The 14,163-nt window shown below is 40.1% G+C and carries 14 protein-coding genes; all 14 read left to right on the top strand.

The features are described 5' to 3' along the window. The first annotated feature begins 11 nt into the window (after positions 1-11). The 14 genes from IWB18_RS04670 to IWB18_RS04605 all read left to right on the top strand — a co-directional run bounded on the left by IWB18_RS04670 (position 12) and on the right by IWB18_RS04605 (position 14,114). Positions 12-1,097, top strand: a complete 1,086-nt coding sequence (locus IWB18_RS04670) for a branched-chain amino acid aminotransferase (RefSeq protein WP_195682464.1) — start codon at positions 12-14, stop codon at positions 1,095-1,097. Between the two features lie 264 nt (positions 1,098-1,361). Continuing rightward, positions 1,362-3,089 (top strand): phosphoenolpyruvate--protein phosphotransferase, encoded by a 1,728-nt coding sequence (gene ptsP, locus IWB18_RS04665; RefSeq protein ID WP_195682447.1) that lies wholly within the window; start codon positions 1,362-1,364, stop codon positions 3,087-3,089. Between the two features lie 12 nt (positions 3,090-3,101). Further along, a complete protein-coding gene (locus IWB18_RS04660) occupies positions 3,102-3,368 on the top strand; it encodes an HPr family phosphocarrier protein (RefSeq protein WP_195682446.1) in 267 nt (88 codons plus the stop codon). Between the two features lie 128 nt (positions 3,369-3,496). Then, the gene (locus IWB18_RS04655; RefSeq protein ID WP_195682445.1) at positions 3,497-3,913 is read left to right on the top strand and encodes a YtxH domain-containing protein; all 417 of its coding nucleotides are present in this window, start codon (positions 3,497-3,499) and stop codon (positions 3,911-3,913) included. A 23-nt stretch (positions 3,914-3,936) separates the two neighbouring features. Next, positions 3,937-4,314, top strand: coding sequence for a DUF948 domain-containing protein (locus IWB18_RS04650; protein ID WP_195682444.1), 378 nt, complete (start codon positions 3,937-3,939; stop codon positions 4,312-4,314). A gap of 64 nt (positions 4,315-4,378) precedes the next feature. Continuing rightward, positions 4,379-4,678 (top strand): STAS domain-containing protein, encoded by a 300-nt coding sequence (locus IWB18_RS04645; RefSeq protein ID WP_207740749.1) that lies wholly within the window; start codon positions 4,379-4,381, stop codon positions 4,676-4,678. A gap of 15 nt (positions 4,679-4,693) precedes the next feature. Beyond that, entirely contained in the window at positions 4,694-5,122 is a 429-nt protein-coding gene (locus IWB18_RS04640; protein ID WP_195682442.1) for an ATP-binding protein, read from the top strand. Positions 5,123-5,125: 3 nt separating this feature from the next. Beyond that, positions 5,126-5,908: a SigB/SigF/SigG family RNA polymerase sigma factor gene (locus IWB18_RS04635; protein ID WP_195682441.1), complete on the top strand. Its 783-nt coding sequence runs from the start codon at positions 5,126-5,128 to the stop codon at positions 5,906-5,908. Positions 5,909-6,037: 129 nt separating this feature from the next. Beyond that, entirely contained in the window at positions 6,038-8,119 is a 2,082-nt protein-coding gene (fusA, locus tag IWB18_RS04630) for an elongation factor G (protein WP_195682440.1), read from the top strand. Positions 8,120-8,246: 127 nt separating this feature from the next. Further along, positions 8,247-9,050, top strand: coding sequence for a transposase (locus IWB18_RS04625; protein ID WP_195682439.1), 804 nt, complete (start codon positions 8,247-8,249; stop codon positions 9,048-9,050). A gap of 5 nt (positions 9,051-9,055) precedes the next feature. Next, positions 9,056-9,562, top strand: a complete 507-nt coding sequence (locus IWB18_RS04620; RefSeq protein WP_195682438.1) for a UvrB/UvrC motif-containing protein — start codon at positions 9,056-9,058, stop codon at positions 9,560-9,562. A gap of 15 nt (positions 9,563-9,577) precedes the next feature. Next, positions 9,578-10,597, top strand: a complete 1,020-nt coding sequence (locus tag IWB18_RS04615) for a protein arginine kinase (RefSeq protein WP_195682437.1) — start codon at positions 9,578-9,580, stop codon at positions 10,595-10,597. A 17-nt stretch (positions 10,598-10,614) separates the two neighbouring features. Beyond that, positions 10,615-13,047 (top strand): ATP-dependent Clp protease ATP-binding subunit, encoded by a 2,433-nt coding sequence (locus IWB18_RS04610; RefSeq protein ID WP_332310662.1) that lies wholly within the window; start codon positions 10,615-10,617, stop codon positions 13,045-13,047. An 89-nt stretch (positions 13,048-13,136) separates the two neighbouring features. Continuing rightward, positions 13,137-14,114 (top strand): biotin--[acetyl-CoA-carboxylase] ligase, encoded by a 978-nt coding sequence (locus tag IWB18_RS04605; RefSeq protein WP_195682435.1) that lies wholly within the window; start codon positions 13,137-13,139, stop codon positions 14,112-14,114. Positions 14,115-14,163 lie beyond the last annotated feature (49 nt).

The raw sequence follows: 14,163 nt of genomic DNA, 5'->3' as shown, positions 1-14,163 counted from the left end.
ATAATAAGAATATGAAAACAAAGGCGGGATGTATCGTGGAAATAACCATAATAAAAAATTCAAATCCAAAAACAAAACCGGATCAAAATAATCTCGGTTTCGGAAATTACTTTACTGACCACATGTTCGTAATGGACTATTCAACGGAAAAAGGCTGGTTCGATCCCAGGATCGTGCCTTACGGACCACTGGAGTTGGAGCCATCGGCAATGGTGTTTCATTACGGTCAGGAAACTTTTGAAGGCTTGAAGGCCTACAAAAATGCTGAAGGGAAAATCCAGCTTTTCAGAGTAAGAGACAATCTAAAAAGATTGAATCAATCAAATGAAAGAATGTGCATTCCACAGATAGACGAAGAACTGATGTTTCAAGCCATAAAAAAACTTATTGAAGTCGAGAAAGAATGGGTGCCTGAGGCGGCGGGAACCTCCCTTTACGTAAGACCATTCGTAATAGCAACCGATCCGTTTTTAGGCGTCAGGCCGGCATCAACTTACAAGTTCATGGTAATTTTATCGCCTGTTGGCGCATATTACAAGGAAGGTTTAAATCCAACAAAGATATTTGTTGAGGACCAATTTGTCAGAGCCGTGCCAGGCGGTACCGGATTTGCCAAAACAGGCGGCAACTATGCGGCAAGCTTGAAAGCCCAGGTGGAGGCAAATAAAAAGGGATATTCACAGGTATTGTGGTTGGACGGAAAAGAAAGAAAATACATTGAAGAAGTGGGAACGAGCAACGCTTTCTTCAAGATCGACGGAAAAATTTATACAGCACCTTTGGAAGGGAGCATACTTTCAGGAATCACAAGAGATTCTGCCATTAAACTCCTTAGAGATTGGGGATACGAAGTGATTGAACAAAAGATCACCATTGACGAGTTGGTAGCCTATCATAATGAGGGAAAACTGGAAGAAGCATTTGCAACCGGAACTGCTGCGGTAATATCCCCGATTGGAGTACTTGCTTTCAAAGGCAACGATATGGTGATCAACGACGGAAAGATCGGCGAAGCATCTCAAAGACTTTACAGCGAAATGACTGATATCCAGTACGGAAAAGCTGAAGATAAATTTGGATGGATAACAATACTATAAATATTACAACCGAGTGTCTGACTAGATTGGACACTCGAATTTTTTGTTTAAGAGCTCTAAAAATGGGAATATTTCCGTTGAGTGTAAGAATTGCACAGCGGCATTATTTTCATAGTTTTGCAAACATTTACATATATACGTCAGAAATGTTGCAATCGGAAAAAATGGAAACCATTACATGTAGAATTATGAAATGGCCTGTGGTAGAATTAGAAAACGTGAGCTTAAACAAAAAAAATGAAATATTTTCAGGGAGGTCTATGAATGAAAGGTATCGGAGCATCACCGGGTATTGCAATTGCAAAAGCATTTGTAATAAAACACGAAGAAATCAAAGTAAATACGGACAAAATAGACGATATACAGAATGAACTCGACAGACTTGCTGATGCACTTGAAAAATCAAAGGATCAGTTGAAAAAAATCCATGAACAGGCTGTTATTGAGCTTGGAGACGAAGAGGCAAGAATATTTGCAGCTCACTTGATGGTCTTGGATGATCCGGAATACGTGGGTCAGATACAAGAGGCGATCAAGAATCAATCGATTTCAGCGGATAACGGCATAAAGCAAATAACAGACATGTTTGTTGGGATCTTTGAATCCATGGATGACGAATATATGAAGGAAAGAGCAGCCGACATAAAAGATGTAGGAGGCAGATTGATCAGAAATTCTCTAGGCATCAAAGATCAGGATTTGGGAGCTATAAATGAAGATTCCATAATCATAGCTTACGATCTTACACCTTCCGATACGGCAACCATGAACAAACAAAAGGTTCTGGGTTTTGCCACCGATATCGGCGGTAGAACTTCACATACCGCAATAATGGCAAGAAGTCTGGAAATACCTGCTGTGTTGGGATTGAAGAACGTTACACACGACACTAAAGACGGTGACATTGTAATAGTTGATGGGATCGACGGTGTAGTAGTGGTAAATCCCGATGAAAAGACTATGGATGAGTATTTGACAAAGAAATCCGAATACGAAGCATTTGTTAAAGAACTGGCCCAGTTGAAAGATCTTCCGGCGGTAACTTTGGACGGTCACGAAGTTGAATTGGTTGGAAACATCGGAACTCCCAAAGATGTGGAGGGTGTTCTAAGAAACGGCGGTACAGGAGTTGGTTTGTACAGAACTGAATTTCTATATATGGACAGCGACAAGATGCCTGATGAAGAAAAGCAGTTCAAAGCATACAAGGAAGTCCTTGAAAGCATGGATGGCCACCCCGTGATAATCAGAACCCTGGATATCGGGGGAGACAAAAAACTTCCTTACTTGCAACTTGATGAAGAGATGAACCCATTCCTTGGATTAAGGGCGGTAAGACTGTGCTTTGTAGAGAAGAATTTGTTCAAGACGCAACTTAGAGCCATACTGAGAGCGGGAGTATACGGAAATGCTCATATTATGTTCCCCATGATATCGAACGTAACCGAAGTGAAACAAGCCAAGGCAATATTGGAAGAATGCAAGGAAGAATTAAGAAATGAAAATATTTCTTTTGACGAAAATATAAAAGTTGGTATAATGGTAGAGATTCCTTCAGCAGCGGTCACTGCAGACATAATAGCAAGCGAGGTTGACTTCTTCAGCATTGGCACAAATGATCTTTGTCAGTATGCTTTGGCTGTAGACAGAATGAACGAAACTGTATCATATCTGTACCAGCCGCTGACGCCTGCAATACTCAGGTTGGTAAAAATGGTGATAGACGCCTCCCATGATGTCGAAGGCAAATTTACCGGCATGTGCGGTGAGTTGGCCGGAGATCCAAGAGCGGCTTTGATACTGCTTGGACTCGGATTGGATGAATTCAGCATGAGTGCATCTTCAGTTCCGCAGATCAAGAAAATTATCAGAAGTGTAAACTTTAAAGATGCTCAGGAAATTGCAAAAAAAGCTTTAGGGCTTTCCACTGAGGAAGAAGTATTGGCCATGGTGGGGGAAGAACTTGAAAAATTGGATATAAAATTAATTTAGGAGGAAACTTATATGTTCAGCAAAGAGGTAACAATTTTAAACGCAACCGGGTTGCACGCAAGACCGGCTTCCATGTTTGTTCAGGAGGCAGGAAAATACAAATCAGAGATCAACGTGATCAAAGACGGTAAAAAAATCAATGCAAAAAGCATTATGGGAATAATGGCCGGCGGTATAAGCAAGGACACTGTGGTAACTGTTGAAGCCGATGGTGAAGACGAAGAACAAGCTGTAAACGCTTTGGTCGAATTGATTGAAAGCAAATTTGGAGAAGAGTAATAAATGATCGAAACCCGCCAAGGCGGGTTTCGATTTTTTGAAATGTAAATAACTCATTTGTGTTTAAGGAAACTTAATTTGGGTATCAACAGAAGATAAGATAACAAAGTAATTGAGGAGGGTTTTTTATGTCAAAAAGCACGAATTTTTTAAGTGGGGTTTTGATAGGTACGATAATTGGCGGCCTTACAGGTATTTTATTGGCTCCGGAATCAGGGAAGGAGACTGTGAAGAAACTTAAGGATTTAGGTGAGGATTTCGCAGACAATGTCAAGGATTTCAGTAGTGAAGCCATGGAGCAGGCAGGAACATACAAGGAAAACCTTGAGAAGAAAGTTGAAAGTCTAAGTGAAAAAGTAGGTGAAAAGGTTTCTGGATACAAGCACAACATCGAAGAAAAGCTCGAAGAGGTAAAGGGTTCCATAGAAGAGGCAATGGACGAGCTGGAGGATGAAGCTGAAGGATTCAAAGAAGAAGCAGAAGAAACCATTGGAGAGATAAAGGAAGAAGCAAAAGAAAAAGTAGATGAATATAAAGAAATATAATGACCAATACGAGGGTGATATAAATGTTTGAAAGCGCTAGTTTATGGGAAGCGGGAATTTTGCTTATAGGAGTCGCCTTTGTTATAGGAGCTATATATCTTGCTATGACATTGAAACGGTTGGCTAAGACGATGGAAGATGTTAACGCTATCATCACAGACAATAGAAGGGCTATCGAGCAGATAATGTCTGAAGTCGAGATCATCACAAAGAGTTCATCCATGGTGGTGGAAGATGTTCAGGAGTCTGTCGGAGCACTAAAAAACTCTATAATAAATGTTGAAAAGACAGTCAAGACATCAAAGAACTACGTGCTGTCGCCAATGCTGAAAACCGTTACTTATGCACAGGCTCTTTTAAGGGTTTTGGACAGAAAGAAAACCAAAACGAATAAAAGGTAAAATAAGAGAAACGGAGGAAACGTAAAGTTTCCTCTGAACTTGTGTCGGGAGGAAAATGAGGGATATGTTATCAATAAGTGTCAACGATGGAGCAGATAAAGTACAGATTTCGCTTATAGGAGAAGTCGACATTTACACAGTGGATATGTTGAAAGAAAAATTGGATCAGGTCAAGGATGTATCCGGTAAAGAGATAATATTCGATTTGGAAAAACTTGATTACATCGACAGCACCGGCCTTGGAGCTATAATCGGGGTCAAAGGAAAGAATCCGGACACTGTCATAAAGATTTCAAATATGAAATCAAATGTTTCCAGACTTTTCGAAATAACAGGGCTAAACAAGATTTTTGTTACTGAGTAAACGGAGGAAAATAATATGGAAATTCAAAACAAGGAAGATAGAGTGAAAATCTCATTGACTTTGCCCGGTGTTCCCGAGTTTGTCAGTGTAGCCCGTCTAACTCTATCCGGTATAGCAAACAGGATGGGCTTTAATGTGGATGCTATCGAAGATCTGAAGGTTGCAGTCAGCGAAGCTTGTACAAACGCTATGAAGCATGGCTGCAAGATCCCCAAAGACAGCTACAACGTAGACTATTTTGTTTCGGACAAGGAATTGATAATAGATGTTCGTGACAAGGGTGAAGGATTTGCAGTATCAGATGTTGAAACTCCGGATTTGGAAAATCCCAAGGAGAATGGATTGGGGTTGTACATAATCAGAACGCTGATGGATCAGGTCGAGGTCAAAAGTACCGGTGACAGGGGAACTGTAATTCGTATGATAAAACAATTAGAGGAGTAATTTATGGTAAGGGAAGTCTCGGCAAAAGTTGATGCGAAAAAACAAGACAAAAAAAAATACACAGAAGCGCTTTTTGAGCAGTACATAGCCACCAAGGACATTGATGTCAGGAACAGAATTTTTGGGGAATTCATGTACATACCTGAAATATTGTCAAAAAAGTACATCAACAAGGGTGTTGAGTACGAGGATATTTTTCAAGTAGCCAGCTTGGGGCTGATTTATGCCATCGAAAGGTTCGATCCCTCCAAAGGTTATGAGTTTTCCAGTTTTGCCACTCCAACCATACTTGGAGAAATCAAAAAATATTTTAGAGACAAGGAATGGATCATCAAAGTACCTAGAAGGATCCAAGAATTGTCCCGTAAAATAAATATGTCAAAGGACTACCTTCAGCACAAACTCATGCGAACTCCAACAATAAAAGATATCTCAGAATATCTTGAAGTTTCTGAAGAAGAGGTCATAGAGGCTATGGAAGGCAGCTATGCTTACTCACCTACATCCCTTGATGTAAGGATCAGCAACTCAAAAGATGAGAATGATTTGTCATTGTTTGAGGTCTTGGGGATAGAAGACACGAATATATCCGAAGTTGAGGACAAGGATTTAATAAAAAACATTTTTGATGAAATGGACGAATATGACAAAAAAATAATAGTAGACAGATACTACAACAATAAAAGTCAAAGCGACATCGCCGAAGAGTTGGGCGTTTCCCAAATGACGATATCACGTTTGGAGAAAAAAATTATAAAGAAGTTGAGAGAAAAAATAACTTATTGACGGATCACTCTTGAGATAGTTATGGAAAAAGTGTCGGAATTATTATAAAATAATAGCAATATTAGATTTTCTTTGCATGTAACATGGATATGTACACAAAACAAAAATCAATGGCGAGGGGGAGCAACAATGAAAACGTATCCAACAAGCAATATCAGAAATGTAGCAATTCTAGGGCACAGCGGCAGTGGAAAGACTACTTTGACGGAAGCTATGGCGTACAATGCAGGAATTATCGACAGAATGGGAAGGGTGGAGGACGGAACCACAATTTCCGATTACGACAGTGAAGAAACCAAGAGAATGATATCAATAAATGCTACAACTGTTCCGTTGGAATACGGGGGACATAAGATCAATGTAATTGATGTTCCCGGTTATTTTGATTTTTTGGGGGAAGCAAGCAGTTCATTAAGAGTAGCTGATGGTGCGGTTTTGGTTCTTGACGCATTGTCAGGAATTGAAGTTGGAACTGAAAAGTCTTGGGAAATGATAGAAAATGAAAAAATTCCCGCTGTTTTGGTCGTAAACAAGATGGACAGGGAAAATGTAAAATTTGAAAAAATTATGGAAGATCTAAAGGAAAAATTCGGAAATAAGGTGGTACCTTTCGAGCTTCCATTCGGAGAGGGTCCTGAATTTAACGGAGTGATCAATGTCGTTGACATGAAAGGCCGCGAAAGAAAGGGTGACCGATGTTTTGACATGCCCGTCCCAGACGATCTCAAGGCTAAATTGGAACCATTCAGAGAAATGATAATGGAGTCGGTTGCTCAATCTGACGAAGATCTTATGGAAAAGTACTTTGCAGGAGAAGAACTGACTAATTCTGAAATCCATGCAGGGCTTAGAAAAGGAGTTCTTGAGGGAGAGCTGATTCCCGTTTTATGTACATCGGGAACATTGAACATAGGGGTGGAAACTCTTTTAAGCATGTTAATAGAATATTTCCCTTCGCCGGAAGACACCCTGGGTGAAATGTACGACAGGCAAAACAGCGGTGAATCAGGAATTAAAAAATATGACAGCAATTCCCCTGTTGCTATACAGATATTTAAGACTATTGCGGATCCATACGTTGGAAGGTTGTCACTTTTTAAAGTGATTTCCGGAACTTTACAATCTGGAATGGAGCTGCTTAACGTAAACAAGAATAAAAAGGAAAAAGTAAACCATATATATATCCTGAGAGGCAAGAAGCAAATAGAAGTTGAAAGTCTTCAGGCAGGAGATATGGGCGCATTATCCAAGTTGACGGATACTGTGACAGGAGACAGTCTATGCGATCCAAAAGATCCAGTCGAATTTAGAAAACTTGTTTTTCCCGAACCGGTCATTTCACTGGGTGTCGAACCAAAATCCAAAGGCGATGAAGACAAGATCGGCAGTGGATTTACAAAGCTTCAGGAAGAAGATCAGACTCTTCATGTAGAAAGAAATGCCGAGACAAAACAGACTTTGATTTCTGGGTTAGGCGAGATGCACATAGAGATCGTATGCGAAAAGCTCAAGAATAAATTTGGCATAGAGGTTAGTTTGGCAGAACCGAAGATACCTTACAGGGAAACTATCAAGAAGAAGGCTACTGCTGAAGGCAAACACAAAAAGCAATCGGGAGGCAGAGGGCAATTCGGACATGTATGGATCGATTTTGAACCAATTGGCGATACAGACATTGAATTTGAGTTTGTAGACAAGGTAGTTGGAGGTGCGGTACCTCGAAACTTTATACCGGCAGTTGAAAAGGGACTTCGCGACTGTATAAAAGAAGGGGTTCTTGCAAAATATCCTGTAGTGGGATTGAGAGCCACTCTATTCGACGGTTCATTCCACGCAGTGGACTCTGATGAAATGTCATTCAAGATGGCGGCGTCACTTGCTTATAAAAAAGGACTAAAGGAAGCAAATCCGGTAATTCTGGAACCAATTTATAAGGTAGAAATTACCGTTCCCGATGATTATATGGGCGATATTATGGGGGACCTTAACAAAAAGAGGGGAAGGATCTTGGGAATGGAGCCAACAGAAAATGGAAAGCAAAAGATAATTGCAGAAGCTCCATATGCGGAAATGTTTAAATACGCTACGGAATTAAGATCCATGACTCATGCCAGAGGAGATTTTTCCATGGAGTTTACCAGATATGAAGAGCTGCCGACCCAATTTGCCGATAAAGTAATAGAAAAGGCTCATGAAGAATCAAATGAATAAAATAATATTTCCCGGGCAATTTAATTGTTCGGGATTTTTCTTTACATTTATTTATTATGTGATAAAATTAAGTTGACAGATAGAACCGTCCCTGTTGTCAACCGTGCGATTCGAAAGGGTGAATATAGTGGCAAGAAATCCCAGAGAAACTAGTAAAAGCAGATTTTATCATATATTGATCCAAGGAAACGCTCAAAGCGATATTTTTCAGGACAAAAGTGACAAAGAGAAGTTGTTGGAAATCGTAAAAAGAGTCTTGGATGATAATTTGATCAGCCTATACGCCTATTGCATAATGAACAATCACGGACATTTTATAATTCAAGAACAATCGGAAGATATCTCCAATGTCATGAAAAGGATAAATGTTGCTTATGCGGTATATTACAATAAAAAGTACGATTCAAGGGGACAAGTGTTTTACGACCGCTTTAAAAGCGAAGCTATTGAAGATCATAAAAAACTTTTGCAGATGATCAGGTTTGTCCATAACAATCCTGTCAAGAGTGGTTATGTAAATAGGCAGTGTGATTATCCCTGGAGCAGTTATAACGAGTATTTGAAAGATTCCAGAGAAAAATTCATCAACCAGGATACGATCCTCATGCTTTTTTCAAGTCAAAGGAAAGAAGCGCTGAAAAAGTTTATAGTTTACATGGTTGAAGAAACCGGGGAGATATTTCTGGATCTTGAGGAAAGTGTCGAAAGATCCGTGGTTTTGGAGATCGATAAATATCTTAAAAAAAACCATATTGATTTAAACCAACTTGGGTATAAAGAAAATATCGCTCATAGAAACAAAGTGATATTGCTGGCCAGAAATATGGGCGGCTTCTCAATCAGGAGAATAGCAGAGCTGCTGAATTTAAACAGAGGTACGGTTTACAAGGTAATCGCCGGGAGTCGGGAAAATAATGATCGAAGGGAGTGATCGCTATGTTATGCGAAAACTGTAATGAGAGACAAGCCACAATACATATTACAAAAATAATCAACGGAAAAAAGAAGGAAATGCATTTATGCGATCAGTGTACATCCTTGGAGCAAATAGGCAAGAATATTTTCGATTACACCAATTTCATTACGAATTTAACCGAAGATATTGCAGGTTCAAACAAAAAAGCAGTTAAAGATGAAGATTTGACGTGTGATCATTGCGGCATGACCTATGAATTTTTCAAGAAACACGGTAAATTTGGATGCGAACACTGCTATGATGCTTTTGAGCCCATGATAGCACCGATGATAAAGAGAATGCACGGAAAAAATGTTCATACGGGGAAAATGATCAAAAATGGCAATGAAGATCTTGTTAGAAAACGAGAGATCGAAGATCTGGACAGGCAATTGAAAATAGCAGTTGAAAAGGAAGAGTATGAAGAGGCTGCCATATTAAGGGATAAAATAAAAGAATTGGCCAAGGGGGTCAACTCAAAAGGCTGATTTGGGAGGCATGAAATGGTATCTTGGAGAAATGAAGACAAACAGAGGGACATCGTTATCAGCAGCAGGGTAAGATTGGCCAGAAATATAAAAAACATGCCCTTTCCAGTATTGTTGCCGGAAAAAAGAGCAATGCTGGTAGTCGAATCTGTTGAGAGCTGCTTGATGAATCAAAAAACACTGACCACTGAGTTTAAGAAAATTATGATAGGTAAGATCGATGCCGGTGAAAAGAAGATGCTGGTCGAAAAACATCTGACCAGCCCCGAGCTGGGAAAACATTGGGGAGCATCTGTCTTCATAAGCGAAAACGAAGATGTGAGTATTATGGTCAATGAAGAAGACCATGTCAGGATACAGTGCATCAAAGAAGGTTTTCAGCTCCAGGAGGCCTATAATACAGCAAACAAGGTGGATGACGTGTTGGAAGAATGTGTAGAGTTTGCATATCACCAAAAATACGGGTATCTTACATCATGTCCAACCAATGCCGGAACGGGAATGAGGGCTTCCGTTATGCTTCATTTACCCACGTTGACATTGAACAACCAAATTGGCACTATGACCATGACATTGGCTAAATTCGGATTGACTATCAGAGGGATTTACGGTGAAGGCAGCCAGGCGCTGGGGGATCTTTATCAAGTTTCCAATCAAAATACCATGGGCGTGACCGAGCAGGAAATCATAAATACGCTTCATGATGTTGCAAAGGAAATAATAAAAAAAGAACGGGACATCCGTTATGAGATTTTACACAATAACAGGATCTTCCTTGAAGATAAAATTTTCAGGGCATATGGAATATTGACCAATGCCAGGACCATGGATCCTGAAGAAAGCCTGAAGCTGTTGTCTTTGGTAAGGTTGGGTTCTGATTTGGAACTGATTGACCAAGACATATCCATAATTAATAGACTGATGTCCGACATTCAACCGGGAATATTGGCTAAAACATATAAAATAGGCATCGAAGATGCTGACAGAGATAGAATAAGAGCACAACATATTAGAAATCAATTAATAATGGATTAGGAGGAGTTAAAATGGCTATATTTGGAAGATTTACTGAAAAAGCTCAAAAGGTTTTAATGTTGTCGCAAGAGGAAGCAAAAAAACTAAATCATAATTATATCGGCTCTGAACACCTGCTGATGGGATTGATCCAAGAGGGTGAAGGAATAGCAGCACTGGCGTTGAAGAATATGGGTGTGACATATGATAAAATAATGAAACAAATCGAAGGATTATTAGGAAGAGGAGACGAGCCGGTAGATGAAATAATCGGATACACTCCAAGAACAAAAAAAATACTTGAGTTGAGTCTAATGGAAGCAAGAGCCCTCAATCAGAGTTACATAGGAACAGAACACATTCTTCTCGGTTTGGTAAGAGAAGGCGAAGGTATCGGTGCCAAGTTGCTGGGCGATTTGGGTTTGGATTTTGAAAAAATTCGGGAAGAGATCATAAAATTGATGAACACCACAACAACGCAGCAACCCAAAGCTCAACAGGCCAAAAACAGTAATACAAAGAATTTGGACAAATACGGCAGGGACTTGACTGTGATGGCCAGCGAAGGAAGGCTTGATCCCGTAATTGGCAGAGAAAAGGAAATTGAGAGAGTCGTACAAATATTGAGCAGGAGAACTAAAAACAACCCGTGTTTGATCGGTGAACCTGGAGTGGGAAAAACAGCTGTGGCAGAAGGATTGGCTCAAAAAATCGCTTCAGGTGACATTCCTGAAAACCTTAAGGATAAACGCGTAGTGTCTTTGGATCTGTCATCCATGGTTGCTGGAGCCAAATACAGGGGTGAATTTGAAGACAGATTGAAAAACACCATGGAAGAGATATTGGAAGCCGGAAATATAATCTTGTTCATCGACGAAATGCATACCATAATAGGAGCAGGGGCTGCAGAAGGGGCAATAGACGCTTCGAACATCCTTAAGCCTGCATTGGCTCGAGGAGAGCTTCAGGCAGTGGGAGCAACTACTTTGGATGAATATAGAAAATATGTGGAAAAAGATGCTGCTTTGGAAAGAAGGTTCCAACCTGTGGAAGTAGGAGAACCCACAAAAGAGCAAGCCCTAGAGATACTAAAAGGCTTAAGAGACAGATACGAAGCTCACCACAAGGTCTCCATAACAGATGAAGCTTTACTGGCTGCAGTTGAACTATCCGACAGGTACATCAATGATCGGTACCTTCCGGATAAAGCCATAGATCTTATAGATGAGGCAGCTTCAAAGATAAGGCTTAGTTTGTTGACTGCACCACCGGACATAAAGGATCTTGAAGAAGAGATCGAAAAATACAAGCATGAGAAAGAAGAGGCGGTTGCGTCTCAGGATTATGAGAAAGCAGCGGAAATCAGAGATCTGGAAAACAAGGCAAAGAAAAAATTGAATGAAGTGACACAATCGTGGAAAAAAAACAACGACTTGGGTGCTGCCGGAGAAGTAACAGGAGATGACATAGCTCAAATCGTGTCGAGCTGGACTGGAGTTCCTGTGAAAAAATTGGCTCAGGAAGAATCGGAAAAACTGCTGAATATGGAAGAGATCCTGCACAAAAGAGTCATCGGCCAAGATGAAGCTGTGAAAGCAGTTTCAAGAGCCATAAGGCGAGCCAGGGTGGGATTGAAGGATCCTAAAAGGCCGATTGGTTCATTTGTATTCCTGGGACCTACCGGTGTAGGTAAGACAGAACTTAGTAAAGCCTTGGCGGAGATAATGTTTGGCGATGAAGATTCTATGATTCGTGTTGACATGTCCGAGTACATGGAAAAACATGCAGTCTCAAGATTGATAGGTTCACCACCGGGATATGTGGGCTACGACGAAGGCGGTCAGTTGACCGAAAAAGTCCGAAGAAAACCATACTCTGTGATTTTGCTTGATGAAATCGAGAAAGCACATCCGGATGTTTTTAATATATTGCTTCAGATACTCGAAGATGGACGTCTTACAGATGGCAAGGGCAGAACTGTGGACTTTAAGAACACAGTTATTATAATGACATCAAACGTGGGTGCTCATACGATCAAAAGGGGAAAAACTCTTGGGTTCTCAGCTTCAGAAAATCAAAGCTTGGACGAGTACGACAAGATGAAAGACAATGTGATGGAGGAACTCAGAAGGACATTTAGACCAGAGTTTTTAAACAGGCTCGATGAAGTGATCGTCTTCCATCAGTTGGATGACAAACACATCGGGGATATCATCGACATTCTTTTGAATCAACTGTCGAAGAGATTGAAAGATATGGATATCGAGTTGGAATTTACGCCTAAGGTCAAAGAGTATATTGCAGCAAAAGGTACAAACCTGGAGTATGGTGCGAGACCTTTGAGAAGAACGATCCAAAAAGAAGTCGAAGATAGACTGTCGGAAGAATTGTTGATGGGAAATGTTGATAAAGGACAATCAATTCTGGTAGATTATATTGATGACGAACTTACATTTGAAAACAAAAAATAGAAAGAAAGCGGCTGTCGCATGAAGGCGAAGCCGCTTTTTAAAGAAGGATATCAGTATCGAAGCGCTAAAACTTTACCTTGGAGGTTATAATGACAAACAGAGAAAAGATTTTGGAATTTTTTGAATTGAACCCGGGAAAAGTATTTTCCGGGGAAGAACTGGCAGTAGAATTGGGCATTACCAGAAGTGCTGTTTGGAAAAACATTAAAAAATTGGCAGAAGATGGACACCCTGTGGTATCTCTGCCCAATAAAGGTTATTATTTGGAATATTTGTCGGACATTTTATCAGAAACATTGATCGGCAACAATTTGAACACTAAAAAATTAGGTAAAGTACTGTATCTGCACAAATCGGTGGAATCCACCAATGATATGCTTAAACAACTGGCAAAAGATGGAGCTTCGGAAGGAACGGCAATAATCTCGGAAGAACAACTTAAGGGCAAGGGAAGAAGAGGAAAGACATTCTTTTCACCAAAGGGACAGGGAATATATATGAGTATATTGTTAAGACCTAAATCCGACCCTGCACAGTCTTTGAGTATTACAGTGAAGGCGGCTGTTGCTGCTTCCAGAACAATTGAAGAATTCGTTTCCGGAAATGTTCAGATCAAGTGGGTGAACGATGTATTTGTGGATGGCAGAAAAGTAGCAGGGATCCTGACCGAGGCTTCTCTGGAAATGGAGAGCGGGACACTTGAGTATGTGATAGTGGGAATAGGAATAAATGTTACAGGCAAAAGTGAGGATTTGCCGAATGAAATAAAAGATACGGCTGCATTTATGTCTGAATCTGCAAAAGTTGATTTAAACAGAAATGAAATTGCAGCAAGGTTTTTGAACAACTTTGAAGATATTTACTACAACGATGAATTTGATTCAGTTATCGAAGAATACAGGGAAAAGTCTTATTTGACAGGTAAGGATGTTGTAGTGATAAGACATGATGGGAATAGAGAGGGAACTGTTCTGGGAATTGAGAATAACGGCGGCTTGTTGGTAAGATATGAGAATGGAGATACTGGAATTCTGGATTCAGGCGAAGTAAGCGTGAGAAAACGGTAAATTTATCAAGTAAAATTTTAGTAAACAATATGAAGATCAGTTGAAAACA

It is taken from the genome of Alkalibacter mobilis (genome assembly GCF_015594845.1).
Lineage (GTDB): Bacteria > Bacillota > Clostridia > Eubacteriales > Alkalibacteraceae > Alkalibacter > Alkalibacter mobilis.
This window is presented reverse-complemented; position numbering and strand designations above follow the sequence as displayed.

Excerpts from the sequence above, each read along its gene's own strand:
- ptsP (WP_195682447.1), top strand. The coding sequence starts at position 1,362 with ATGAAAGGTATCGGAGCATCACCGGGTATTGCAATTGCAAAAGCATTT.
- IWB18_RS04655 (WP_195682445.1), top strand. The coding sequence starts at position 3,497 with ATGTCAAAAAGCACGAATTTTTTAAGTGGGGTTTTGATAGGTACGATA.
- fusA (WP_195682440.1), top strand. The coding sequence starts at position 6,038 with ATGAAAACGTATCCAACAAGCAATATCAGAAATGTAGCAATTCTAGGG.
- IWB18_RS04660 (WP_195682446.1), top strand. The coding sequence starts at position 3,102 with ATGTTCAGCAAAGAGGTAACAATTTTAAACGCAACCGGGTTGCACGCA.
- IWB18_RS04605 (WP_195682435.1), top strand. The coding sequence starts at position 13,137 with ATGACAAACAGAGAAAAGATTTTGGAATTTTTTGAATTGAACCCGGGA.
- IWB18_RS04645 (WP_207740749.1), top strand. The coding sequence starts at position 4,379 with ATGTTATCAATAAGTGTCAACGATGGAGCAGATAAAGTACAGATTTCG.
- IWB18_RS04615 (WP_195682437.1), top strand. The coding sequence starts at position 9,578 with ATGGTATCTTGGAGAAATGAAGACAAACAGAGGGACATCGTTATCAGC.
- IWB18_RS04650 (WP_195682444.1), top strand. The coding sequence starts at position 3,937 with ATGTTTGAAAGCGCTAGTTTATGGGAAGCGGGAATTTTGCTTATAGGA.
- IWB18_RS04620 (WP_195682438.1), top strand. The coding sequence starts at position 9,056 with ATGTTATGCGAAAACTGTAATGAGAGACAAGCCACAATACATATTACA.
- IWB18_RS04670 (WP_195682464.1), top strand. The coding sequence starts at position 12 with ATGAAAACAAAGGCGGGATGTATCGTGGAAATAACCATAATAAAAAAT.
- IWB18_RS04640 (WP_195682442.1), top strand. The coding sequence starts at position 4,694 with ATGGAAATTCAAAACAAGGAAGATAGAGTGAAAATCTCATTGACTTTG.
- IWB18_RS04635 (WP_195682441.1), top strand. The coding sequence starts at position 5,126 with ATGGTAAGGGAAGTCTCGGCAAAAGTTGATGCGAAAAAACAAGACAAA.